Raw genomic sequence first — 25,707 nt, forward strand, 5'->3', positions numbered from 1 at the left:
ATTAAGTTTGCCACATCAGGAACATATGTTCCCCTTGACTGACTATAGTTTACCGCACTTCCTAAATTTTGCCAAGATATTTTTGTGAGTTCCCCAACAAACCACCAAACTAACAATACCCTCACACAGCAACAAGCCTATTCTAGATATATACCTATGGCAATTGATAGCAGCACTTTTCACCCCGTTCTTCTTCTCGTCTCCATTCCCCACGGTGGCTCTGAATCACCGCTCACCGCTTGTATCTCAGTTAAAGTACCAACTGTTGGCTCATAAACATTTTTGCTTACAGTTGGCATTAGTGTCGTTAAATACCCTGTCCACGCTTGACTTTGAGCCTGACGGCTCACCATAGCCGACTTAAATAACATGGTCACCGTCGTCAATAAAGTTGGCTGGTTACCACGCTGCACCCGCTTCAATTGCGAAGTTGCTTGTAGTTGCTTCATAACCCGATTCAAACTCGCCGGAGAAATCCCTAATTCAGCTTGAATTTGACGCGTTGACATGGCAACCGAAGCGGCAGAACCACCCATTCGATTAATCAATGCAAGCACATCGTTACGCCATTCGTGGGCATGACTGTATTGTCGTTCGGCACGCGGCTTAGCAAATTTATGCCAGCCAATCCCAGCAACAACTTTACCTGAAAAATTAGGCACCCATTGATCCAATAGTCCTTGAACATAACTCAGTGCTGCCCCCCGATAGTTACCTGAATAGGCGTCTCTCACGCACTGTACAACTTCGCGATCGGCCAACGGATCATGTAGATTTGAATTGAAGACGTCAAGCACGTCTCTCGCACGTTGTTGCGAGATTTTTGACTGATACATCGCTAAAGCTAACGTCAAAACCGTGTTGTGACGGGCTAAACCTTGACCTGATTTGACTGTTGTCACTTTCAATAAGGCTTTAAACCAAGCTTGGTCAACCTGCCGACCTTCATCTGGGGCTAGAGAAATCACCTGTCGTTTATCCGGCTTCGTAACCGGAACTTGGGCAGCATAATATTGTGACCACTTCATCAGAGCGCTCACCTGGACCAACATATGTGCATCAAAAAAGACTAGATTGTCTTGCCGGGGAATTCGAAAAATTCCAAAGTTATTGCAGCCGACATCGACCCCCGCCACTCGTTTTTGAATCCACTGCCGCACAAAACTCGACATTTTTTGGGCTGCTTTTAAGACTGGAAACTGACCGCGTGTTTTCCGCAAAAACATAGGCTGATCAAAAACGTAGTAGATATGGAATCCCTTCGTAGTCCGCAAAATCATCGTGGGAATGAATAAGTCAGCAACGGTTACGGCCCCCAAGACCTCTTGCTCACGCGCGTCTCGTTCTTGTGCGTCGGCAAAATCAATATCAACGACCAAGGTATTAATCTGAGCTAAGTTAGCTTCCCGGTGTCCCCGAACACTCGACCGATTTTGCGTATAGCCAAGCCAGCTGAATGTATTGGGCGTCCAGTGAGTCATACGATCGGCGATGGCGTCAAGTGCTTCAAAAGAGGTGATAACCACACCATGTGCTTTTTGCATTGAATCTTTACTGCTGAAGAGCGCAATGGCCCCTTTTTTTGTAGGAGTTTCCATCACTTGTACGGCAATATTAGAACGACTATTTTTAACTTTATAGGTATGTAATGAATCGTGTAATACCAGCTTTTGTGCAGTCTGAACCGTCTTTAAATCGTACATGGTGAGCTCACCTCCTTTCAAAATAAACACCTAAGTTAGCTTAATAGAAATGACATAGAAACCGAAAAAGCGCAGACAAAAAAGCAACTTAGCGTTATGCCAAGTTGCTTAAGGTGGACGTAGTCCGACTACCCCCGAATAAACTTTTAAATTTTTAAATTACCGCCTACGGATCTAATTAACTAGATCCAGTGAATTTGCACAGAAGTCGCTCACCACACGTGTCCCCTTTGTTTTTACCCGGCAGCTTGTCCCCTACCGTTTTGAAATCACACCATTCTCGACATCTTACCATTTTGCTGGTATAATCTCTTTAGTTGAATGAAAAAGATTTTTTTGTCGAGTGCTTCCCAATTGCCGTTGGGTGGCGCTTTTCTTTTATTTAAGGTAACCATACACCATAACAAAGAAAATGTAAACAAAAACATCAAAAGTATACTTTTGATGTTTTTTAGTATATTAATCCACAAATCCACGAGTATACTAATGTAAAAGTATAAGAGTATATTAGTATACTTTTGATAAAAAAGCTTGATTTCAGGTTTCAATATGGTATACTATATTTGTAGCAGAAGTATACTTATGAGAGGAGTGTTATCAATGACGTACGTAATCGCTTTAAGCAACCAAAAAGGGGGCGTTGGCAAGACGACCAATAATGTGATGTTCGCAATCACTCTTGCCACCGTTTTCCATAAAAAGGTTTTACATATTGATATGGATCTCCAAGCAAACAGTACATTCATGCTCGGTATGACCTTTAATAAATCAAATTGGCCCGCTTCTATAACAAGATGCTTAAATGATAAGGATCTAAGTAAGGGAATCACGCATCTAACAGAAAATCTAGATGCCATTGCAGGAGATTCTGATTTTCGAAACTGGGGCACATGGGTAGCCGACCATATAAAGGGTGTCCACGAACGAACCTTTTACTTCAAAAAATTACTAGATAAAATCAAAGACGACTATGACTTTATTTTTATAGACACTCCACCAGCAACAGATATAAAAGTCGACAACATAATGGTTGCAACTGACTATGTAATTGTTGTGCAAGAAACCAAGAGATTCGCATTTGAGGGTTCAAAGGAACTAACCAACACTTATCTTCAAACTCTATACGATGACTTCAGCGACGAGATTAATGTTCAGGTCGCGGGAATACTGTTAGTCATGCTTGACAAAACTCACACGGTTGAACAGCTCATTGTTGATAAGACCGTTAAATATTTTGGTAAACAGAATATATTCAATGCCATTATCAAAAGTCACTTACGCCTTGAAAATTATGGTGAATACGGAGTTCAGTTTGAAGACTACCACGATCGTGCTATGTTCGCACTCTTTTCCGATCTTTACGCGGAATTAATGGAAAGAATAGACCAATTCGAAAGTAAAGGAGATATTGCTGACGATTATGTCTACACGCCAAAATATCTCAATGGCAAAAAACTAACACCACTTGGAAAGGAGATAAGTGCTGATGGCCTTGATTAAAAAAGATGCTGATCACTTCGAAGTGAACATAAAAAAAACAGTCGATGATTCCAGAGATGAACAAAAAACTACTAAATACTCCGCAGCGGACAGAAAAAGCCTAAGGGTCGATCCACCTGTTTTTGACACGATAAAGAGTCTAGCTTACATTAAAGACGTGAAAATGTATGAACTTGTAGAAAGCGCTGTTGAGGCATATAAGCAAAACACGCTTTCAGATAGAGAGAGAGAAATCTTCGACAGCATTTATCAGAGAAAACAGTCATAAGTATACTAGTATAAAAGTATACTTATGATAATTGGCCTATAATCACTGATAAACAAGCATTTTAAAAAGTATACTAGTCGCTAAATATACTTTTCCACTAGTATACTTTTTCTGATTCCATAGATTAAACTATAGGTAGATTGCAAATTTAATCCGAATTTTTGGACAAATTTGTCAGCATAACCTGATACGGTGTTTGCCAGTCGAGTATTTTAAGCGGTCGCTGGTTAATTTGGAGTAACGTCGTCGTTAAATCTTGAGCACTAATGTGCTCAAAACGAGTCCCTTTAGGATAAAAATAACGTAAATTCCGATTAAAGCGTTCATTACTACCACGTTCAGCTGGCGTATAAGCATGACAGTAATAGGTCTTAATACCATATTGTGATTCAAGTGATACTAGCCCACTAAACTCAGTGCCACGGTCCACAGTAAAGCTGTGCACCGGACCATTAAAAGTGGTTAGGAACTTAGTTAGTGCTTCATTAACAGTCGCTGTCGTCCGATCTTTTAACCGGTATGCCCAAAGGAACCGTGATTTTCGATCGATTAAAGTTAATAAAACTGCCTTACTATGCCCACGAGGACCAACGACTGTATCTAGTTCAAAATCGCCGATGCGATTACGTTGATTAATCATCATGGGACGCTGTTCAATTGATCGCCCCAAAGATTGATTATATTTGGATCGTTGGTCAACGTTACGCCATTGGTGTACGCCATGTTCAGGTAGATCATTCAAGGAGAATCCAATTCTCCCCTGATTTAGCCAATTATAAATAGATTTAGTAGCTAGTTTAAATTCTTGAGCAATCATTCCTGATGACCAGCTTAGACGTAAATGGTTGAGAATTTTTTGCTTTAACTCATCGCTCAGCTTAGTTTTCCGACCACATCGTGATCGCTTGTATTCGGCATCTGTTTGTGCTAATTCAGCCTGATAAGGTTGACATCGAGATAATTCATAAGAAATTGTTGACGGTGATCGGTTCAGCCGAACGACCATTTGGATATTGGACAGCCCTAGTTCACAAAAGGTTTCGATTTTAATTCGTTCGGAATAGGTTATACTAGACAAAAGATCAGCTCCTAAAAGATGGGTTTGTGGTAAACACCATTTTAAAGGAAGCTGATCTTTTTTGTCCGAACAGCGTTCGGATTAATTTTACAATCTACTTGTTTGCTAACAATTATGAAGAACTTCATTCCTAATACCATATTGAAATCGGCTTGTTTGCTGTAAATGATTTTAACTTTTTCAACAACTGTATTCTCGTCATCGAGAACAACCCCTTCTGCCTGAAGTAACGCGTCACCAGGTAAACAGTTTAATAAATTAGCCTGTTCTTTGGTTACGCTTTAACTCCGATAACCAGTTGCCATACACCCGCTTAGGATAGTCGGCAATCGCTAACACCCGAATAAAATTCTCACCCGACTGGACGTAGGTGGGGTTCTTACTTCATAGAAGGCAGTCAAAATTCATTAAACCAGCGTCGCACCCAGTGAATTCTTAAAATGGTCAAGCGCCCACTCCTGACCATGCTTGGTAAAGGTGGCGACCCCCTTAACCGGAATCGTAATCTGGTAGTTCAAATTATAGGCGGCAATTGCGGTGTGCAGGACACAGATATCGGTGCAAACACCTGCAATCCACAAGTTATCAATTTTTCGTTCCCGCAGGTAGTTATCAAGATTAGTATTTTGAAATGATGAATAGCGGTTCTTATTAAACTGGTAAACCCGGTCACTGGCCTGATGTTGTTCAAACCAGTCATTAACCTTGCCGTATAGCTGTTGACCAGGCGTACCGACCACGTTATGTGGCGGGAAGAGTTTAGCTTCTGGACTAAACCGGTCCTCACAATGGGCATCAGTCGGGAAAATTACGTAGTCGCCATTTTGGTAAAAACGGTTGGCCAGCTGAACCAAATAATCTTCTAATTCCTGCGCTGGCTTGCCACAAGTAAGCGCACCATTGTCAGCGAGAAAATCGTTTGTATAATCAATAATTAATAAAGCTTTAGTCATTGCTAACTCCTTATTTTTGTGCCTCATCAACCAGCTTTTGTTGCAAGTCAGCTAACCGCTTGGTTAAATAAACCGGGAAGCGGTCCGGATTAAGCAACCGCTTAGTAGTCGCCGGCAGCTGTGCTAATTCGGTCTGCGCAAAATGCTGGATGGCAAAAGTGTCGGTTTCAATTGGCGCCGCTTTTTCCAGTGTCAAAACTTGCTTAAGCAGTGGCTTAGCAATGAAGTCGGTTAGAATCACTTTATTCCGGGTGACGTGAACGTCAGCATTGATTGCCGCAATTTCGGTTCCAATCTGCTCGTCAGCCAGGGCAATTACATCGGCAACAGCGTGTTGGGGATCATGCTTATCGTAGAGCCGGTAAACCTGCTTATTCCCAGGGAGCGTAATCTTTTCGCGACTATTACTAATCTTGATCTTTGGCACCCATTTGCCATCATTTTCTAGTGCCGACATTTTATAAACACCGCTTAATACTGGACTGGATGAACTGGTAATTAGTCGCTCACCGATCCCAAAGTTATCCAGTGGTGCCCCTTCATCAAGCAATGACTTAATAATGTGGGCATCAAGGGCGTTTGAAGCAGTAATCTTAGCGTTGGTAAAACCAGCCTCGTCCATCATCTTCCGGGCCTTGGTTGCCAACTGGGCAATATCACCAGAATCGATGCGGATACCAACCGGTTCGTGGCCAGCTGCCCGCAATTCCTTAAAGACTTTAATTGCGTTCGGTACCCCAGAGTTAACCACATCGTAGGTATCAACTAACAGGGCAGCATTGTCAGGGTAAATTTTGGCCCAGGCACGAAAGGCCGTTAATTCATCAGGAAAGCTTTCAATCCAGGCGTGGGCCATCGTCCCCGCCGCCGGAAGGTTAAACAGCTTGGCAGCTAGCACATTGGAGGTACTACTGCACCCACCAATAATGGCAGCCCGCGCACCATATATTGCGGCATCAGGCCCCTGCGCCCGTCGTGCACCAAATTCCATTACTGGGCGTCCGCCAGTAACGCTGGTGATCTGCCATGCCTTCGTTGCAATCAATGATTGGTGGTTAATAATGTTTAAGATCAGGGTTTCGAGAAGTTGGACATCAATTAGTGGGCCACTAATACTAAGGATTGGTTCCCGTGGGAAGACTGGCGTGCCTTCTGGGATTGCCTTAATTAAGCAGCGGTTGTGAGCTGCCGTCAGGTAAAAGAGAAAGTCGTCACTAAAGTGGTTAAGGGACCGCAGATAAGCAATGTCATCAGTTGAAAAGTGCCAGTTCTTAACTTCATCAATTACTTGCATCAATCCAGCACTAATCACAAAACTGCCATCATCGGGCGCCTTACGGTAAAAGACGTCGAAGCGCGCCTGCTTATCGTGGGGAAGCGTTTGATAATAACCGTTGGCCATTGAAAACTCATACATGTCGGTTAATAATTCATGCTTCATTATTAAATAACTCCTAACAAATTTAGGTAAAAAACACTTTAACTACTGCAAAATAATAAAAATATATTGAACTTTTATTATCACTAATTGTAGCACTTTTATTTTTAGACGCAAGGTAGTACCAGTTTAAATAACTTTGGTGGCCGGCCTGACCGCTTTGTTGCGGCGGTACCAACTTCCTTAAACAGTTTTTGGTGGGCCTTTTTAAAATTAGAATTATCAATTTGATCGACCGTTGTTTGGCGGAAAGTAGCATAAACTTCGCGGGCTTGCCGAAGGGTAAAAGTCGGTCCTAAGATCTGTAAAATGGTTGGCTGGTAGTCCAGTTTATTTTTAATTCGTACAATGGCCGTATTAATAATTTGGTGGTGGTCAAATGCTAGCGCCGACCCTGCAGCCAAACTCAAAACTAAGTCACCATTTTGCAAGATAAACTTCCCGTGGTCAAAGTTAAGACTAAACCACCCGACTTCGGTTGCTCCGTACCCGGCCCTCAGTTGCGGCATTGTCGGTAAGAAAGTCATGTAGGCAATCGCCAAGGCCCGCTCACCGCTTACCCGGTCGGGATCGGTGAAGGTTGCCAACTGTTCGGTAGCACTGTTTGATAGACGAACACCAATTTTATCCTTAATCAGGCGGATACAGGCAGCGTCAGCACTTTCATCCCGCCGCAATAGGGTTTCTGGTAAAGCCCAGTGGCCCTCAAATGGCGGATAAGCCCGTTTGACCAGCAGGACTTGTGGTAAATGGGTCAGGGGATTAAAACTCCAAATAATATTTGCAATCGTAATTAGTGGACGCGCAACAACTTTGTCAGCCATCTCTTTCACCTCACAAAATATTATAGCGCAATCAAGAATCACAATAATAAAAAAATCGACAACTAAGGACGGCCTTAGTTCGTACAATACCCCTTAGGGTTGACACTTTAACTGAAACTTGAAAGCACGAAAATAGACCGGAGCACTGATGAGCTCTGGGTTTTTCGTACCTAAATTAGTTTTACAACACTCTTGAAATGATATTTTGTACGTTTGATAGGATGGTGTGCATGAATTGGTCAATTTTATCTTCGATAAACTCATTACCAGAGCATTTAAGAACGGAAATTAGGTATACCAATGCGCAAATGAACGTAATATCAGGTAATGAATTCGTGAAGGAATAGAACAAATCGCCTAATGTTCTATCGTCGGTATTCAATCTTTCTTGCCATGCCAACAAGATATATGCTAGCTCTGTTATTGCAATGTAACTTACTTGGCTGTCAGCAACGGTTGTAAAATGTTGGAAAATACCGATTAGAAAATGTCGGTTTTTCAACATTTTTTTACGGTAAACTAAACGCATCTCAAATTTGGAGGAACTGAAATGCGTTTAGATGTTGAACAGTGTGTCCAGCAATATATTATGAACAAAATAAAGCCCAACTTCGCTGAAATTGGTCGACGATATGGTGTTGATCCGCGAACGGTTAAAAGATACTACAATTTAGGGCTCACGCCCCAAGATGAGCAGCCACAACCCTTACGGCGGCTGAGTAAACTTGACGATTATCGAAAAAACGATTGAAGAAAAGGTTCTAGAAGGCTGTTCGGCAACGGCAATTTATTACTTTATCAAAGAACGTGGCTATCAAGGAAAGCAAAGTATTCTCAGAGACTATTGTCGAACCATCAGAAAAGCCGCAACGAAAAAAGCCACTATCCGGATTGAAACCTCGCCAGGACTTTCAGCCCATGTTGATTGGAAAGAAGACTTAACATTGGTTTCTCGGCATGGAGAGATTGTCAAAGGCAACATCTTCTTATATGTTTTAGGGTACTCGCGAATGAAATACATGCAATTTACCTTCAGTCGCAGCCAAACTACCTTTTTTGATTGCTTAACGAATGCCTTTTGGGCAACCGGGGGTGTGCCGAAAGAAATCTGGTTTGACAACCAAAAAGGTTGTCATCGATCATCATAAAAGTAATTTTGGTAAGCCGGTATTTAATGAAACCTTCGTTGAATACGCTAAGGACGCTTGTTTCAAGCCAATTGCTTGTCGACCGTTTCGGCCACAAACCAAAGGAAAGGTCGAGGCGTTGGCCAGAACTACTCAGCGAATTAAAGTTTACAACCATGAGTTTGAAGAGCCGCTAGACTTAGCCGAGATCGTTCATTTGACGTGTGATCAGCTGAATCATGAGAAGTCTCAGGCAACTCAAATTCCGCCTTATTTATTGCTTGATAAAGAAAAAGAGTATCTCCATGATTTTGATCATGACTTACTCGATGCCTATGCCAGCCAAACCATCGCAAGGAAAGTTAGTAAGAAATCAATGATTGTCTTTCAAAATCGGAAATACTCCGTCCCCATCAGATATATTGACGAAATCGTACAAATTAAACACGATGACAATACTCTATACGTTTATTATAACGGAGAATTAATTCGTTCGGAATAGGTTATACTAGACAAAAGATCAGCTCCTAAAAGATGGGTTTGTGGTAAACACCTTTTTAAAGGAAGCTGATCTTTTTTGTCCGAACAGCGTTCGGATTAATTTTACAATCTACTATCTGTTATTTCACTCCTATTTAAATTTTTTCTTCACTGCCCTGCTTATTTAATGAGAAATTTATCTATACACACTGAATTTCTTTCGATACCGAATAAAGGTTGTCCGCTTAATCCCAGTATTTCGAGCCACATCCACATCGCTCATACCATTTTGATAAAGTTTAAAGGCATGTAACAAACGGGGATCATCTTCAGCGTATTGAGGTTTGCGACCATGATATTTGCCCTGCTGTTTGGCTAGGGAAATCCCTTGTTGCTGACGCTCAATGATCCGCTTACGTTCACTTTCAGCTTGGTATTTATAAAGTTCAATAATGAGGTTGGTCATGAGTTGACGTAAATTTGGGTCAGCAATCCCTGTCATGGACGGCAAATTTAACACATCTAGGGTGGCACCCTTATTTTGAATGGAGTTCATGATCTTAGTCAAATCATGGTTGTTTCTGCCTAAGCGATCTAATTCAGTGACCATTACAATATCACCCTCACGAATATAGGCCAGCATTTTTTGCAGTTCTGGCCGATTAGTGTTAGCCCCACTTAATTTATCCGTAAATAATTTATCAACGTCTTTTAAAGCCGCTAACTGTCGATCTAAATGTTGCTCCTTGGAACTCACACGCGCATAACCGATTTTAGCCATTTCCAATTCTCCTTTTGGACAGTTCTAATGAACACTTGTAATTCCTAGTATAGCAGAGAAATAAAAAAGACCACTAGGGTATACCCTATTGGCCTTAGGATAAATTATCCTAAAAATTGGTTTTTGATATAGTGAGCCACGCTTTCTTTGTCTGGAAATAAAGCAGCTTGGTTTATTTCAAACGATTGATCCAATTCTTTTAAAATTTGTTGCTTTTTTTCACTGGGAATTACTAATCTAATTGGTTCATTGTTTTTATTGTACAGAGACACTTTACTATCAATATCATCATGAATACTTTGCAAGCTACATGATACACCATCGTAAGGTTCAAAAAGGAAAAAGCCACTTTGAGCACGCAACCTTTTATTGTTAAGTGATGGTTCTACAAAGAATGGATGAATCAAAGTTCTGAAGTTAATCAAATCAGCGAAATAACCAGTATCTCTTTTAATTTCATGATACAAGCACTGCACTACATAAGACCTATTTATATCATTATAAATATCATTCAGTGAATCATATATTTTTTTACTTTCCGGAGATAGTTGCTCATAATAGCCCTCTGGGAACTTCCTGACCAGATCCATGTACCAATCATCGTATAAATGATTTAGATCTTCCTTTAACAAACCATCAACTTTTTTATTGTAACAAGATATACTGTCATAAATTTCTTTCTTTTTAGCTTCGTCCATTAAAGCTAGTGTTGACAAAATTTCTACAGTATCACTATGACTACTGTAATACGTGTAGTCATTAATATTTTGCGTCTTATTAGACACAAACATGGTAACTATCCCGTCTGTTTCATGTCCTTCAGAATCAATATGAGATTGACAGGCAAAATAAAGAGCCACAAGAGCATTAGTCGTTACATCTAATAACCTAGTTGGCAAGCCAAAATGTTGCATATAAGAAAGCCGAGAAAAATTATTTTCTAAATTATTAAAATCATTTGCGTACCTACGCATGTACTCATTAGTAAATGAATATTCAGGGGTATATCCGGGGAGCTTTCCCTGCCTAAAGATGCTAGCAACGTTATTACTACTTTTGAAATCATTTGCTTGTCCTCTATAGAAAAAGCGTTGCAACAACCCCCGTCCATCAATTGTTATATCAGTATTTATAGACTGTTGTGATTTTCTTGTTTCGTTTAAAAAACTATTTACAGAATCAATATCCAAAAATAAAACCTCCTATAGATATAAACAAACACACTGATAAAGGGCATAATTGCCATATCTTTTGTGCTCGATTTTTTTACAAAATAACTTACATTAACACTGTATTCTCATTTAACATAAAATACACTACTGAATTTAAAAAATATGTTTTTAAAGGAATTATATTCCCTGTATAATGGATCAAGTAGAGAAGTTAAGGCGGTGGCTATTTCCGATCGGAGGTGGTGCTTATGGTGTTAAACCGTTAAAGCCCATAAATCCTAACGAAAGGAGTAGCTTAAGTGTCCGTTGCGGACGCTTTACAATTAATGTTGGCTTTCGGTACCTTTATCGTGGCCTTAATCGCATTAATTGTTGAGCTGATCAAAAGTCAGCAAAAAAAATAACCGCCTTAGCTCTGGTCAGCTAGCGGTTATTAAATATCGTTAAAATCTGCCACCGTCTTTAACGGCTCTACATGGGAAGTCCTGTTCTAGCGGGACTTCCTTTTTCTGTCTACATTATAGCATGACTATGACTGACTTTCGACTATTTTAAATCAGATTTCTAGCACTTTAAGGGAACATGCGGGTACCTTTGTGCGACAATTAAACTGTAAAATTGTCCTTGAAAAAGTTTGTATTTCAAATCTAGTAAATTACAATATGGAATAACAAAGATGAGTGTTCATTTTATGAGACTATCCAATCGTACAAACTTATTATTTGACATGAACCAGGTTTAATTGCTGGGCACAAGTGGCCTAAATACCTGACAAATAGACGAAATATATGAAGACATGTTTTCATACTCTAATTTCTAATGATTAATCACCGATTTATTTAGTAAATACAGACCGGCCACAGAGAAAATCAGAACGCATGCAGCTAGACTAAATGTTTGAAACATGAAGTGGTTCATGGTTTGTGAGTTATTGATGAGGGTTCTCCGAATGCCATCACCTAACGTATTCATTGGGAAAAACTTGACAACGTTTTTAACAGCCTTTGGCCAACCAGTTGATGGAAACAGTGTATTTCCAACAAAAAGCATAGTTACAATCACAGTATTGCCAATGGTCGAAGCAGCTCTGGTATTTTTGGATAACGCAGCAATAACTACTCCTATGGACAGGAGAGCCAACATTCCCAATATAATTTGCAACCCCATACCTAGGAGAAAATCGTGAGTAAAATCAAACTTTAAATTGTAGACTATTTTTGCCACTATTGTAATTATAACTGCTTGAATAATCATAAAGACCACCTGTGCAGTATAGACACAGCCAAGAAAATCACCTAATGATAACTCTGTTAACTTTACCCGTTTAAGTATACCGTTTTCTCGATAGTTAGTAAGTTGGGAAGGAACACCAACCAGTGCCATTGAGCCAAAAGCAATGCAGATAATGCCAGCGTAAACATAATTCACTTGAGTTTTATCCGACTCACCAATTAAAATTAGTATTGCAAGCGGCAATAGTAGGGAGAATATCATTGCTTCACGATTCCGAATTTCATTTAATAACAAAAGCCGGATAATATTAATGTATCGTTTCATTACTATCATCCTCCATAACTTCGCCAGTGATTTTATAATAAGCATCGTTTAATGTCGGTTTCTTTACATCAATGTCGGTTATCAAGTGTGAGTGCTCCTCTAATTTGTAAAGGGTAGGTAAAAATTCACTTGGATTGGTTGTCATGATGAAATATCTATTTTCCCCCATACGATGTGCATTTGAAGCAAGTGACGCCCCTTGACCAGTTATTAATTGAGATAAATTCTCACAAGCAAACTCAATTCGGGTTGTTGCCTGACTACGTTGAATCAGTCCCGAGGGGGTGTCCGTGGCGTAAACTTGGCCCTCGTTGATAAAACAGACACGATCACACAGATAAGCCACTTCTTCCATATAGTGTGAACAAATAATCGTGGTAGTTTGGCCGCGTAGTTGCTTAATAACTTTCCACAAATGTAATCGTGCATCGGGATCAAGACCGGTGGTCGGTTCATCCAAAAATAGTAATTTAGGCTGATTAATCAAGCTTAATGCTATACCAAACTGTTGTTTTTGACCGCCAGATAAATTTTTGACTTTTTTAGGAAGCAGTTCCTCAGCGTGCATGTGTGCTAATGCTTGTTTTGGTGTAACTGAAGTTGAATACATTTGAGCAAATAATGTTAATGATTCCTGAACACTCAAATTATCTAAATAGCCGCTGGATTGAAAAAGAGCTCCCATTTGTATTTGTGCTTGTCGTGGTGCATGTTTTATTTCATTAGTTTCCAAAACCTGTACATGTCCCGTATATGCGGTTAAAAGGCCTTCCATAATGCTGATAAGAGTCGATTTCCCTGCGCCATTTGGACCTACAAGACCTATGATCTCGTTTTGCTTTACGTTCAAGTCGATATCATGTAAAGCGGGGATTTTGCTCCTTTTGTACTGGAAACTTAGATGTTTAATTTGGATTATATCACTCATAACTCATTTCCTCCCCACCCGCAATAAAATACATAGGCTGGTCAGTTGAAAAAACTGTTTTTGAAAAATTCTCTATCATTTCAATATCAATGCTATTGATTTCTTTTGTCGTTTCACTAAGACGATTTACCCTGTGATTGTATATAAGCGCTTGTCCAATATAATTCATGGCATCAAAATCCGATCGCTGTGCTTTACTAATGTCATTGACAAATCCCTTTTTAACAATGTCGAAGTACTGTGACACTTTTTCTAAATTGGAATTAAGATTGTGAATTGCGGTCTGAGTAGAATCGATGATCTGACTGACCTGTTCATGTTTTGCAATGAAGTTGACAATCAAAACATTTTCAAATTGAAAAGAAAACGGGAAGGCCATCACATAGTATAAAGGTGATTCTCCGGTTCGTAGTGCCTTCGACAAAAAGCCCATATCTCCAAACGCAATTAACCTACTCAAAAGGGTCATCAACAACGCATTCTTTTCCATAACCTTGTTTTCTAGCGGGTAAATGAGAGATACATTGAGCGTTGTATATTCAGGAATATTAAGCTCCATACTACTTTTTCTTATGGTTGCCTTTTTGGCTGGCACTAGTGGAAAGTCTGTTAAATGATTTGATCCAACAGAACTAACACTAGGATTAAATGTAATTTGGAATTGTTGAAGAGACAAGTCACCAGTGTAAAGCACAAAGAACTTCTTCTTGTTCCACAACCATTGGATAGTATCTGTGATTTCTCTTACGTTTATAGACTGAATATCTAATGAATTTCCCAAAATAGGATGTCCCAAATTAGATGACCAGATGTTCTCACGTAGAGTATCAAAGTATTGTTTACTTTGCGTGCCCATTTTGATTGCTATTTCATTTTCAACTAATGCCTTTTCTTGATTAAATACGTCGGGTTTTATTTTTACTTCATCAAAGGCTTTTTTTATGTCATGTAGGATAGTCAATGATTTAGTTTTAGTACAGATAAAACGAAGCAAGATAAAATCGATACTCGTTAGGATCTTGTATTCTAGGGCATTCTTAAGTAAATACTCCTTTAGATCAATATTTTTATTTATTAATATTCTTAACATAGAGTGTTCAATCAAGTGAGCAGCTCCAAACTTTCCCTCCTTATCATTCCGTGAACCCACCCGAAACCAGACTGTGATATTTACCTGTTCTCCTAGATTAGAAGACTTTAGGTGGAAAATAGGAAGATTGTTATTCAATGTTATCTGTTCCAAAAGTATCACGACCTTTTTATTATTTCAGCTTATTCATGATATATGCCGGGCATCGTATTGTCGCCAAAGGGACTGGGAATACCAACCGCTATTTCGCCCACTACTGCTTCATTAACTCCGTCAACTTGTAGAAGTGTATTAAGTTCGTCATCCTCATACCCACCTATGTCACACGTACCAAGATTCAGTGCTTCCGCCACCAATGCAATGTTTTGAAAAAGGTGCCCCACTTCCATTAATACAAAACGATAGCCACGGTTTCCATATTTATAAGTGGTTCTTTTAAAAGTTGCGGTTACTAATATGGTTATGCCTGATTCTTCAATTAATTGATCTCTAATATGCAACTTATCTATTTGTTCCTGTAAGTTTCCTGTTGATATAATCTCTAGGTAATTTGATCTAACATTGTAATGATAGATTCCTGTAGACAGATTAGAAACTCTATTTATGACCAGATAAATTTCCAACGGATATAGTGCACCCCCGGAAGGATAGGTCCGAAATCCTGTTACACTGTCATTTTCTTTTTTTAATATGTGACTGATTCCCGAGGAGTATTGGAGGAGATCTGACATCGTTTCAAAACTGATGTTTTTCGGTGAAAATTTCCGGATACTTCTCCTTTTCCAAATAGCATCACCAATGTTTCCGTTTAAGGATCTCCGAGGTGTTAACTTCTTTCGTTCCAGTGTGGGATAACTCTTCCCATCATTAAGTGATGCTTGTTTAAAATCAGGATTTGATACGGCTTTCGCCAACGAATACTGTAATTGCTTTAATGTATACGTATTTAATTTTGTGTTTTCATGAAATAATTCAGCTATCGAAGGATTGTTATGTTCATAAATTGCCTGATTAGCTAGTCTCTCATTTTCTTTAACTATACTCATCATTCGACTTCCTTTACTATGGAAATGGGTGTGGAATCCTATAAAAATTGTCGTATGCTGTTGGCTTTTGTTTGTATCCTAAATCGACTGGTAATGTTCTAAGCCGTTCCCCTCCCAATCTTGGATATACGGAATCATTAGTAATTTCAGTCATTCCAGGAATTATTACCCGTACTGTGCAGTAACCGGCACTTCTGATGTCCGGGGGGGTTAGATCTGTAACATAGACATGTAACCCTATGGATTCAATATGTTTAACAATGGTTGATAATAAGCTACTTGAATCCTGCTTTGTTAATGTTTTTTTGAGAATACTACTATTTTTTTTAGAACCGTAGACAAATTTTATATGTTTCTTCATATCTGGAATTGTATACAACTCTACCCGTGAATTGAAATCCCTAATATCCGAAAAATCATCATTAAATTTTCTGTCTACCCCTTTAACAAAATCAGTTTTCCATGAGATCCTTCCTTGACTCAATTCAATCAGGGTCTTTAGAACTGCTTTTCGGGGATCGTAGTTTGATGCAGCGGCCACCAAGCTCCCCCTGCCATGTTCATCTAAGACGCCGAAGACACTTGGTATTCCTGTATCAGTTGTCATATCTATTAGATGATATTCACAATTTGGAATTTTCATATGTTTTTCGTAGATGTTAGTTAAGTAAGTATCATCAGCTAAATGAATCTGTGGCATAGATAAATGGTTAAACCACATATTTGAAATAGCATCTCTTTCAACGACCTCGTAAATTCCACGCAGTATTGCATCCACCATGGATTTAGACGATGCCAATCCGGTTGAAACACAGATCCATGTATGCGCTTCATTTGGTTTGAAAAAGTATGGTAGATACACCGACGATGCCGGAACATAAGATCTTTCTCCTGTAGCAAGATTTGTTGCTTTGGTCCAGGCAACTACAGTATCACGTGTAAATTCCGCAAATGGGAATCCTTTTTCCTTGTACTGTTCTTTTGCATAAAAAGCAAAGTCCTTGGGATCTGCACCACGATCTGGCAATTCATTGAATGACTTTAACAAAAGGTCATCGTGTATAAAAGAGGAACAATACCGTTCAATTGTTTCTCCAACTGCTGAGCGATAAGCACTTTCCAGGCTCAACCCTGCGCCACTGTTTATCTCCGATGGCATAACATGTTCATTGACGTCTTTTTGTGCTGTCTTAGCTGCTACCATAAACACACGTGGGTCATCTGGTTCCGGGGTCCATTGAAAGATGTCAGAAACTAATCCAGTAGTTTTATTACATATATTTGCATCCAGAAATGGGTAGTTTCGAATCATCAGGTCTTGAATCATTTTATCTACGCTCCCCTTTTACAGGATAGGTGTAATCTTCCATCCATGGCTTAATTTCAGGATTTAAGTATAGGTCTTCTCCACACGCAACACATCTCGGGTTTTTCAAAAATGAGTTAGTGCTTAGGGTATTGGTAAAAGAATTAAATTCTACAATGGCATTCAATGTTTCTGGCATTTCTAAAGTGATTTTCGACTTGTAAAGATTCTTATCAAGCATAAAGAGGCGTATTGCCTCAAGTGTAATCATATTTGACATCATATCTTTGGTATTGACGTCCACACTAGCACCATCATAGGGAGCTGTGCCATAGCTAGTTCCCTTATTGAATGCCATAAACTCTTTAGAAAAAGAATTGTTATTCAGTTTTCTAAATTGAAGACACTCTAAACAGCCTGTTTTATGTGGAATTACAGTAGGCCCAATAGTAATGTTAAACCCATTGGTGCTCGAATACATAACCCTGACACCATGTGATATAGCAATGCGATTTATTTGTTTCTCAAAATGCGAGTTTTCTTTTGATTCGGTAAGTATAACAAGATCATATTTTACCAAGCTTTCGAACAACTCATCTAAATTTTCTAAATTGTATTCATAATAGTTCGACGCTTGCCCTAATTGTCTATTTGAAGGTAAAAATAAACAAACATTAGAAATATAGCGGTGCAAGTTTTTGACCAAGTCATTCGCAAATTTGGACAGTCCAATCACGGCAACCTTTTTTGTTTGCAGATAGTGTTGCAGTTGCTCTCCATCAGAACCAAGACTGATGAATGCATTCTTATTGAGTAATTTAGGATCTGTACTACTTCGTTCTTCGAAAGAGAGCCACTTTCTATTTACCATAGGAGTGATTACGGCGTTGAGAAAACTTTCTATATCATTAATGGGTAGGTGCTTAATTAATTTTTGTAAACTGATGCCCTTATCTAAGTATGGAAGAGCTGGTATTAATTCTGATTTAACGTTTTCTCCACTTAATTTGTAGATTTTAAATGGAGTTTTGACTAAAACATCATCATTCATGGTAGCAAGTTCAACTTGTGAATTTATAAATAGTTTCTTACTTAAATCCATTGTTTTCACGACCTTATTATGCATTGGTTATATCTGATTTTAATTTAAAAAAATACAGGTGGCACCCATTTACACGGACGCCACCTGCTAGAAATTAACAGCAGCAACAAAACAGGCAACACCAAACTGTTACGCCACTTTCAAAAGGAGTTTCAAATCCCTTTTGAGTGTCTACAACTTCTTGAACTCTCACGTTAGTCATCTCTTTTCATTCAAGCGACAAAGTAAAGCGAAACAAATCACAAAAAGTCTGAGAGAGTAACCAATATCTCCCGCCCACATATTAACGCCTTTTAACCTATAAGTAAATGAAAACTTTAAAGTTTACGTAACGATCTTGTGAAATCATACACCACGATTGAACAGAATTTTATCTATAGCAAATAATAACGGTTGACCAAAACAAGAAACTTTCAATTTGGCATACAAAAAGACGGAGAAACTATAAAAATTAGCTCTCCGTCTTTTATTAACGCTTTATTTGCTGTTGTTCATTTTGTCTTGGCTGTGTGATCTTTGGATTTTGTCTCACAAAATCTTGCAACTGTTTTTGCGTTCGATTACTTATTTCTTGGTGAACATCATTTAACTGGTTTTTTAGTTCTGATTTTTGTTGGGGATCAGTCGCTTGCTTAATTTGTTGTTGCAAGCCTTGATACGACTTGTTAAGTTCCTGGTCTGATCGCTTTTTTAGATCATGTTCAGGATCTTTTTGCGCTTCCTGTAGGCCTAATTGTTTGGTTAATCCGTCACTAAGCGCAATCACTTTGTTGCTCACTTGCTGGATCTCGCTCAAAGCATTATGGATCACAGCTTTATCCTTAGCCCAGGTGTCCACATAACCAAGTGAGTAGTTACTGGTATCAACGCCAATATTTTGCATGGCAACATATGCGACTGCTTCGGCTTGGGTTTCCTGATAGGCTCGTGGGCGATCTTTAAAGGCTGATTTTAATCCGTGAAGCTGACTATGCGCATATTCGTGATACAACGTCTTTAATTTTAGGGCATTGTCAGGTTCATCACCACCAATGACGATTTTATTAGTGCTAGGTTGAAAGTACCCTTTAGCTCCATTTAGTTTCGCTAAGGGTGCCTCACTGACTTGCAGATCGGTTTGTTGGTTTAAATAATCTTTGAACGCGTTATACAAGCTCGTCACATTCTGATGATCGGCCAAGTTTCCTTTGACAAAATCTTTAGCACTTAGGACTGGAGCACCGCTAGTTTGTGCTACGTCGAAGATGGGCAGATAACGATAACCAACAATGGCGCGTTCGTCGGTGGTATCAAGTCGCTTTTGATCAGCGGGGGTTATTTTCTTAATAATCGGGGCAGCGATTCGAATGGCCTTAGCACCCTTATTAACGGTGCGGTTAAAATCAGTCTGCCATTGTTTAAAGCCTGCGACTTGGGTCGCTTGCGGATTTTGAGCATAGATTAAGTCAATGTTTCTAGCACTGTACTGGTGGAATTTAGCCAAGGTATTAAGATACTGTTTAAATTGATCACTATCGGTTAATTTTAGAATTTGCTGTTCGGCTTGGGCAACTAATTGCGCCTTCCAGGCTTTAACGTCTGCTTTACTTGGCATTGTCTACCCCTCCTCATCTTCAAAAATATCGTTCAGGGTTGGTACCGATCTTATTTGAATCGGGGCTGTGCCATAAAGAGCAACGTAGCCGTCGGCTAATTTTTGCCAGGCGACTTGATAATAAGCACCATTACCAGTGATTTCTTTTAAATACTTGTAGGTTTCTTTAGTCTGCAAAACGGGTAATTCGCTACCAGTGACTGCTAATTCATTGTTCATTTGATAATCTCCTTTGCTTTGCTAATCTCACCCGTTGTTTAGGTTTACTTTTGGCTTTGTAAAAGTGAATCTAAATGACGGGTTCACCAACTGGAACATCGTTTAAGGCGGTAGGTAAGGTCTAATCAAAGTCAAAACTTAATTTATGGCCACCGTCAAGCTTTAACTTAGCGTCAAACGACTTCCCCTTTTTGCTTTTGAATCCCTTTAATTTGCTGGTTTCTCCTTTAGTGACCAACGCTTTAATCGCGGTCTTACCGAGGGTCTTACTGCTCCATTTCTTGGGTAAGGTAAAGTCTTCCCCTTGCTTGGGCTTTACAATGTAAAACTTTGGCTTATTTAACACGGTGGCTTGTGGGGTTTCTAAGAAGACCTCGGCGGATTTTTGTGCCTGATTCTGATGGTTAATTTGTTGTTTGATCGTTGCATTTCCTGCTAATTGGATCGGTACATCAGCAATTAATTTAGCCACAAACTTCCTAATTTGACTTAAAAAGTTAGCTGGGGTGCGTTCTTCGGTGCTGATTTGTTGTAACGCTTTTTCCCATTTAGCCGTCATTTCCGGACTAGTCAGCAAGGGTTCGAGTTCAACCGCTTTACATAAAGTAATCCCCGCTTCACTGACGTGGAGCTTGTTCTTTTCAGTAACTAAATAGCCGCGCTTCTTTAACACTTCCAGCACATTGGCCCGGGTTGCACTCGTTCCAATGCCTTGCACGTCTTTGAGAATCGCCTGGGCTGCTTCATCATCAAGCGTTTTACCGGCCGTCTTCATGGCCGTAATCAGGGTACCTTCGGTAAATGGTACCGGCGGGGTCGTTTCTTTTTGCGGCGTTTGCAGATTTGCTTGGACTTGATCGCCTTGGTGAACGAGCGGTAAGGTTGCTGCTTCTTGCTGTTCGGCTTTGTGATCATCAAATAAAGCTTGCCAACCTTGCTTAGTTGGGACCTTACCGGTTGCTTTAAAATTGGTGTCGCCAACCTGAGTGATAATGGTGGTTTCTTCGTACTCGTACGGGTCAGCAAACATTGCTAACGTCGTCCTTAAAACCAGGTCATAGACTTGTTGCTGTAATTTAGGCAAGCTGGCTAGTTTCTCTTTCGTCGGCACGACTTTAGTCATAATAATGGCATAGTGTTCTTCAACTTTTTTCCCATCAACATAGCGTTTGTTCGGAGTGGTATTGGTTAAAGCGACTGGCTTAGAGACCAAACCCAGATACTTCGTCAGATTAGCCACTAAATAATCAAATTCTTCATCAGTGATATAAGCACAATCCGTTCGGGGATAACTCAGCAACTTGGCTTCATATAAACTTTGAATGGCCGCTAAGGTTTGGCTGGCACTGGCGTGATAACGTTTATTCATGGCACTTTGCAGACTGGATAGTGAGAATAGTTGGGGACTAGCACGCTTTTTGTCTTGTTTTTGGACGTCCTTGATTAAACCGGCCTGTGAGCCTTTCTGAACGTGCTTAGCTTGCATGAATGTTATTAGTCCTGTTTCATCTTTAAACCGCTGATAGGGGTCTAATTTTGCGACGAATTTTTGCTGATTAGCTAAAATTTCCGCATTTAGTTCAAAATAGGGTTCCGGCTTAAAGTTTTTGATTGCCTGGTCTCTTTGATAGACCATATACAAGGTTGGCGTCTGCACGCGACCAATTGAGTACACCCCACGCACCCCATTTTTCCTCAACAATAAAGTATATAAGGGACTACCATTCATACCGATCAACCAATCACTAATTTGCCGGGTTTGAGCTTCTTTATAAGCCAAATAGTCTTTGTGCCAATCACCAAGATTTTTGAACCCAGTAATAATGGCGTCTTTTTCCAAGCTATTCAACCATAGCCGTTTAATGGTCTTCTTTTTAACATCAATCTGGGCTTGGCTCATGATTGACCAGGCAATATTGGAGCCTTCCCGACCACTATCGGTGGCAACAATAATGGTATCGGCCTTCGTTAACAGGTCTTTGACGACCTTGAATTGATCTTTTTTACTAGCTGACACCACAAACTTGTATTTATCGGGAAAAATCGGTAAATTAGATAAGGCCCATTGCTGATATTTCTGATCATATTTATCCGGTGTGGCTAGTTCAACTAAATGTCCGAGACCATACGTGACAAGCGTATTCTCGGGCAAAACAGGGTCACTAACCATATAGTAACCCTGTTTTTTTGTGCTCTTTTGAAAGGCTTGGACGTATGAACGGGCTTGACTGGGTTTTTCAGCTAAGATAACAGTGGTCATGTTCATTCACTCCTTATGATTAAGCTTCTGTTCTAATTCTGTTTTACCTTGTTCAGCTGCTTTCAACCAAGTTTCACGTCGCAATTCTTGTTGTTGCTCTATCGATTGTTGCTTTAAATATTGTTGATACCGGTTGATGGCTTTGAAATCTGCATAGGCTGACCAACGGAATAATAAGCCACCCAGCAGTAAAACTAAGGCCATTAGCGCAGTTCCTAAAAAATCGGTATGGTTCGCCGTGAAAAGCTCTTGGTATAAATCCATTAACATGAGGTAAATTCCCATTATATAGAAGACCATGCTAACTAAGTTATCAAAATAGTAAGACAACTTAGTCCGCCGTGAAGGTGTTGTAAAAGGATCGGTTCGCATATCTTTTTTGGCTTTTTCCAATAACCAGTGTGCGATTTTCTTCATAACTATTTTTCCTCCTAGTAGTTACGGAAATAATTTTGAAACATTCTCATGGCACCCATACCAGCACTTTTAGTCACACCGGTTGAAGCCCAAAAGTCTTTAACGGCGTCAGGTGTTTTGACCACCAGAAAACCGAATCCGATTGAAGCAATAAAAGCAATAAACCCGTATTTAGCCATATTAGTGAAACACCATACTGATAGTGACATACAAAGCACCTGGCTAATAATAGAAGCATTGTAATAAATGTACTTCTTCCACCACGTGCCACTGTAATCAAAGCTTTCGGTCGCCATGCTCATTGCAGCTAAAGGAATTGTCAGGTTATACCAAGCCATATCAGCCACAAACACACACATCTTGATAAAGAACACGACGGTTACGACAGTGAAGATTAGCAGAAACAAAATCTGTAAGGGTAGCGAAATGCCAACATCTTTTAGCCCAGGAACTTTATTCATGCCGGTAATTGATTTAGCAGTGAATTTCTGATCAGAACTAAACATATACTTTAGCAGGGGCAAGGTAATTGAACCTTGAATAAAGCCCTGTAAAAACACGAGAACCGGAATCACGGCCGCTGATTTAATCCCGTCCATGATGATATTAGCCCAAGTAACATCGGTACTTTCATCTGCCTCTTTTAGAATTGTCATCACAATGCGGCCAAGGACGACCACAACGACTAACGATGTCGCAAAGGACAGGAAGATGGCATACCACGTTTTAACAACTGGCAAGCTTTGATTGGCTTGGTCAATAATGGCCTTGCAGATGTTGAATAAACCGTCCAACAAACCAGATAATGCCCATTCAAAAAAGTGTGTAATAGCTGATTGAATGATATTTGTCATTTTAAATCCCTCCTTTGTCTATTTGGGAATAAGTGAGACTGTACCAGTATCACTTTTAGCTAGTGTGTTAATTGGTGTTAGTTTATATTTGTTTGATTGCTTCTTAATCTTAAACAGTCGTGTTTCTGTGCTACCTGAGACACTATTTTTACCAATGAACTTAATTTGTTCATTGCCCTTGCTTTCAAGCAACTTGTACTCATACACTTCACTAAATCCCGCTTGGGTAAGTGTTAGATTGCTTTTTGAAAACTTTGCAGTAGCGGCCATACCATTATCTTTGCTAGAAGCAAACGTCCACTGGTGACTTTGCAAATCTTGTGCTGTAGACTTCCCACAAGCGGTTAGACCAACAGCAATCAGTAACACTGTCATCACGGCGATTATATATTTGCGATATTTTTTCATTAATATGCCCTCCATTATCCAAATAAGTTGTTGTCGTCTTCTTCTGGCGCCTCTGTTTGACTATCTTTATTTGAAACTCTCTCTAAATCGCTGTCTAGGTTGTCCTGTTGTTGCTCCTCCTCTTTCTGAGACATCTTGTTTGCGACTTCTTTTTGAGCAGTCTCCTTTAATTTTGCTTTCCATTTTTCTACTTTATTCTTAAAGTTGGTTTCTTGACTGGCTTCTGGTTGGCCTTGATAATCATTCTGTGACAAGTTAACCAAATGATCGGCTCCTGGAAATAGTTTAAATTGGAACGCTTTTGTCGCTTTGACTGGTCGCGCATTACTAAAGATTAATAAGCTCTGTTCTTCGGGCATACGCATAATTTCATCGGGTGTCATGAGCGAACGGCTCGTATAGCTGTAACTATCGCTCTTGCTGTGGCTTTCTTCCTTGCTATGACTGGTACTCTCACTACCGGTTTCCACTTTTACGGTTGATTTTCCTAACAGATCACTAAAGTATTTAGCGGTCACGTCATTAGCGGCATTTAAGCAAATTTTAACGGCATGGTTACCTAAGATACTCTCGGCCTTATCCTTGCCATACAAGGCTTGTAGTTGGGTTAAGGTCTGACAAATGGTCGTCACACCAATGCCATATCCCCGACACGTCGCTAAGAACTCCTCATACTTGGGAAACTTCCCTAAATTGACAAATTCATCAAGGATAAAATCGACTTGGTGGGGCAATTTAGCGTGATGATCGGCCGCTAATTTATATAATTCATCAAATAATTGTGAGAAAAACAGATTGATGAAGCTTTCATAAGTGTTATCCATGACGGGGATAATCACGTACAGCACAACTTTGTCGTTGCCAATCTCTTTTAAATCAAAATCCGAAAAGCTGGTAAAATCAGCCACTTCTTTGTCAACGAACTTCGAGATGGTCGCCAACAAGCTTTCAATAATACTGGCCTTCATTTCGCCTTTGGCCTTTTTGAACCCTAACTCATAAGCGCGTCTCGCTGGATCAGTCATGGTTAAATCAAGAAACAAGGTATCTAACGGACTATCTGCGCCCTTTCCCTCGGCCTCCACATCGTTTTCTTGTAAGACTTGCGTTACACCGGCCAAGTTCCTTTGGTCGGGCGCACGGTGGTTCATCACAAATAGGATCAATGCTTTCAAAAGTTGCCGCTGGGTACTGAACCATACGTCTTTTTTGCCTTCGGCATTTTCACTTTGCACGATCTTTGTTGCCACGGTTTCAGCTTGAATATCCCGTTTAATATAATCAAAAGGATTGTAGCGATCACTGTGAGCCATATTGGCAAAGTTGACGACATGTACTTGATAACCCTGGGCCAGTTTGATTCCGGCCGTCTTTTCGTATAATTCCCCCTTGGGATCGGTCACAACAATGCTATTCTCTGTCTCGTTAAACAGGTTGGTAATCACGACTGATTGGGTCTTATACGATCCTGGGCCCCCAACCACAAAGATATTCCGATTGGGTTTGGTACTGTTATTTTGGTAAACAATCTGTTTATCTACGATTCCTAAAATTGTCCCATTCATGCGTTTACCTCCAATGTGGTTAGCTTTAGATGACTTT

At 39.8% G+C, this 25,707-nt stretch carries 26 protein-coding genes; 6 read left to right on the forward strand and 20 right to left on the reverse strand.

The annotated features are described in order from the left end of the window. Window positions 1-179: 179 nt before the first annotated feature. Window positions 180-1,526 carry a primase C-terminal domain-containing protein gene (locus ACYT32_RS11515; protein ID WP_395266338.1) on the reverse strand — a complete coding sequence of 449 codons (1,347 nt, stop codon included), beginning with the start codon at window positions 1,524-1,526 and terminating at the stop codon, window positions 180-182. Between the two features lie 777 nt (window positions 1,527-2,303). Here ACYT32_RS11515 and prgP point away from each other — a divergent pair. Both prgP and prgO read left to right on the forward strand, forming a co-directional pair. After that, on the forward strand, window positions 2,304-3,203 hold the full coding sequence (gene prgP, locus ACYT32_RS11520; RefSeq protein ID WP_042255042.1) for a ParA superfamily DNA segregation protein PrgP: 900 nt from the start codon (window positions 2,304-2,306) through the stop codon (window positions 3,201-3,203). Next, window positions 3,190-3,471 carry a DNA segregation protein PrgO gene (gene prgO, locus ACYT32_RS11525; RefSeq protein ID WP_042255044.1) on the forward strand — a complete coding sequence of 94 codons (282 nt, stop codon included), beginning with the start codon at window positions 3,190-3,192 and terminating at the stop codon, window positions 3,469-3,471. The genes prgP and prgO overlap by 14 nt, the downstream gene beginning before the upstream one ends. Window positions 3,472-3,619: 148 nt before the next feature. Here prgO and ACYT32_RS11530 read toward each other — a convergent pair whose 3' ends face one another. From ACYT32_RS11530 to ACYT32_RS11545, 4 genes are all read right to left on the reverse strand, one after another. Beyond that, window positions 3,620-4,549: an IS30-like element ISLpl1 family transposase gene (locus ACYT32_RS11530; RefSeq protein WP_395266339.1), complete on the reverse strand. Its 930-nt coding sequence runs from the start codon at window positions 4,547-4,549 to the stop codon at window positions 3,620-3,622. Window positions 4,550-4,956: 407 nt separating this feature from the next. Continuing rightward, window positions 4,957-5,502 (reverse strand): cysteine hydrolase family protein, encoded by a 546-nt coding sequence (locus ACYT32_RS11535; RefSeq protein WP_395266340.1) that lies wholly within the window; start codon window positions 5,500-5,502, stop codon window positions 4,957-4,959. 10 nt (window positions 5,503-5,512) lie between these two features. Next, window positions 5,513-6,943, reverse strand: coding sequence for a nicotinate phosphoribosyltransferase (locus ACYT32_RS11540; protein ID WP_395266342.1), 1,431 nt, complete (start codon window positions 6,941-6,943; stop codon window positions 5,513-5,515). 104 nt (window positions 6,944-7,047) lie between these two features. Next, window positions 7,048-7,764: an NUDIX hydrolase gene (locus ACYT32_RS11545; protein WP_003645598.1), complete on the reverse strand. Its 717-nt coding sequence runs from the start codon at window positions 7,762-7,764 to the stop codon at window positions 7,048-7,050. A 550-nt stretch (window positions 7,765-8,314) separates the two neighbouring features. On the opposite strand from ACYT32_RS11545, the gene ACYT32_RS11550 reads away from it, so the two are divergent. From ACYT32_RS11550 to ACYT32_RS11560, 3 genes are read left to right on the forward strand one after another with little or no spacing between them, the layout of a single operon-like run. Further along, window positions 8,315-8,515 (forward strand): hypothetical protein, encoded by a 201-nt coding sequence (locus ACYT32_RS11550; RefSeq protein WP_395266343.1) that lies wholly within the window; start codon window positions 8,315-8,317, stop codon window positions 8,513-8,515. After that, a complete protein-coding gene (locus ACYT32_RS11555; protein ID WP_395266344.1) occupies window positions 8,490-8,912 on the forward strand; it encodes a hypothetical protein in 423 nt (140 codons plus the stop codon). The genes ACYT32_RS11550 and ACYT32_RS11555 overlap by 26 nt, the downstream gene beginning before the upstream one ends. After that, a complete protein-coding gene (locus ACYT32_RS11560) occupies window positions 8,878-9,393 on the forward strand; it encodes a Mu transposase domain-containing protein (protein ID WP_395266346.1) in 516 nt (171 codons plus the stop codon). The genes ACYT32_RS11555 and ACYT32_RS11560 overlap by 35 nt, the downstream gene beginning before the upstream one ends. 174 nt (window positions 9,394-9,567) lie before the next feature. On the opposite strand, the gene ACYT32_RS11565 is transcribed toward ACYT32_RS11560, so the two are convergent. Continuing rightward, the gene (locus ACYT32_RS11565; RefSeq protein WP_014940867.1) at window positions 9,568-10,152 is read right to left on the reverse strand and encodes a recombinase family protein; all 585 of its coding nucleotides are present in this window, start codon (window positions 10,150-10,152) and stop codon (window positions 9,568-9,570) included. Window positions 10,153-10,256: 104 nt separating this feature from the next. Continuing rightward, window positions 10,257-11,342 carry an FRG domain-containing protein gene (locus ACYT32_RS11570; RefSeq protein ID WP_105923079.1) on the reverse strand — a complete coding sequence of 362 codons (1,086 nt, stop codon included), beginning with the start codon at window positions 11,340-11,342 and terminating at the stop codon, window positions 10,257-10,259. 308 nt (window positions 11,343-11,650) lie between these two features. Here ACYT32_RS11570 and ACYT32_RS11575 point away from each other — a divergent pair, with 308 nt between their 5' ends. Next, complete coding sequence (locus ACYT32_RS11575; protein WP_076661461.1) at window positions 11,651-11,728, forward strand: putative holin-like toxin; 78 nt, start codon at window positions 11,651-11,653, stop codon at window positions 11,726-11,728. A gap of 412 nt (window positions 11,729-12,140) precedes the next feature. On the opposite strand, the gene ACYT32_RS11580 is transcribed toward ACYT32_RS11575, so the two are convergent. The 13 genes from ACYT32_RS11580 to ACYT32_RS11640 all read right to left on the reverse strand — a co-directional run bounded on the left by ACYT32_RS11580 (window position 12,141) and on the right by ACYT32_RS11640 (window position 25,670). Continuing rightward, on the reverse strand, window positions 12,141-12,881 hold the full coding sequence (locus tag ACYT32_RS11580; RefSeq protein ID WP_181185299.1) for an ABC transporter permease: 741 nt from the start codon (window positions 12,879-12,881) through the stop codon (window positions 12,141-12,143). Then, window positions 12,865-13,809: an ABC transporter ATP-binding protein gene (locus ACYT32_RS11585; RefSeq protein WP_105923081.1), complete on the reverse strand. Its 945-nt coding sequence runs from the start codon at window positions 13,807-13,809 to the stop codon at window positions 12,865-12,867. The genes ACYT32_RS11580 and ACYT32_RS11585 overlap by 17 nt, the downstream gene beginning before the upstream one ends. Further along, on the reverse strand, window positions 13,802-15,052 hold the full coding sequence (locus ACYT32_RS11590) for a M16 family metallopeptidase (RefSeq protein ID WP_181185300.1): 1,251 nt from the start codon (window positions 15,050-15,052) through the stop codon (window positions 13,802-13,804). The genes ACYT32_RS11585 and ACYT32_RS11590 overlap by 8 nt, the downstream gene beginning before the upstream one ends. Window positions 15,053-15,081: 29 nt before the next feature. After that, the gene (locus ACYT32_RS11595; protein ID WP_105923083.1) at window positions 15,082-15,948 is read right to left on the reverse strand and encodes a SagB/ThcOx family dehydrogenase; all 867 of its coding nucleotides are present in this window, start codon (window positions 15,946-15,948) and stop codon (window positions 15,082-15,084) included. A 13-nt stretch (window positions 15,949-15,961) separates the two neighbouring features. Continuing rightward, entirely contained in the window at window positions 15,962-17,272 is a 1,311-nt protein-coding gene (locus tag ACYT32_RS11600; RefSeq protein WP_105923084.1) for a YcaO-like family protein, read from the reverse strand. 1 nt (window position 17,273) lies between these two features. Continuing rightward, a complete protein-coding gene (locus tag ACYT32_RS11605; protein ID WP_395266347.1) occupies window positions 17,274-18,353 on the reverse strand; it encodes a hypothetical protein in 1,080 nt (359 codons plus the stop codon). A gap of 469 nt (window positions 18,354-18,822) precedes the next feature. Then, window positions 18,823-19,947 (reverse strand): ArdC-like ssDNA-binding domain-containing protein, encoded by a 1,125-nt coding sequence (locus tag ACYT32_RS11610; RefSeq protein ID WP_105923086.1) that lies wholly within the window; start codon window positions 19,945-19,947, stop codon window positions 18,823-18,825. A 3-nt stretch (window positions 19,948-19,950) separates the two neighbouring features. Beyond that, window positions 19,951-20,166 carry a hypothetical protein gene (locus tag ACYT32_RS11615; protein WP_057800964.1) on the reverse strand — a complete coding sequence of 72 codons (216 nt, stop codon included), beginning with the start codon at window positions 20,164-20,166 and terminating at the stop codon, window positions 19,951-19,953. 121 nt (window positions 20,167-20,287) lie between these two features. Further along, entirely contained in the window at window positions 20,288-22,426 is a 2,139-nt protein-coding gene (locus ACYT32_RS11620) for a type IA DNA topoisomerase (protein ID WP_395266348.1), read from the reverse strand. Between the two features lie 6 nt (window positions 22,427-22,432). Continuing rightward, window positions 22,433-22,843 carry a hypothetical protein gene (locus ACYT32_RS11625; RefSeq protein WP_216780057.1) on the reverse strand — a complete coding sequence of 137 codons (411 nt, stop codon included), beginning with the start codon at window positions 22,841-22,843 and terminating at the stop codon, window positions 22,433-22,435. A 14-nt stretch (window positions 22,844-22,857) separates the two neighbouring features. Beyond that, window positions 22,858-23,697: a conjugal transfer protein TrbL family protein gene (locus ACYT32_RS11630; protein WP_265049668.1), complete on the reverse strand. Its 840-nt coding sequence runs from the start codon at window positions 23,695-23,697 to the stop codon at window positions 22,858-22,860. A gap of 18 nt (window positions 23,698-23,715) precedes the next feature. Continuing rightward, window positions 23,716-24,105, reverse strand: coding sequence for a hypothetical protein (locus ACYT32_RS11635; RefSeq protein ID WP_216780059.1), 390 nt, complete (start codon window positions 24,103-24,105; stop codon window positions 23,716-23,718). 14 nt (window positions 24,106-24,119) lie between these two features. After that, window positions 24,120-25,670: a VirD4-like conjugal transfer protein, CD1115 family gene (locus ACYT32_RS11640; RefSeq protein WP_395266349.1), complete on the reverse strand. Its 1,551-nt coding sequence runs from the start codon at window positions 25,668-25,670 to the stop codon at window positions 24,120-24,122. Window positions 25,671-25,707 lie beyond the last annotated feature (37 nt).

The organism is Companilactobacillus sp. FL22-3, assembly GCF_054881455.1.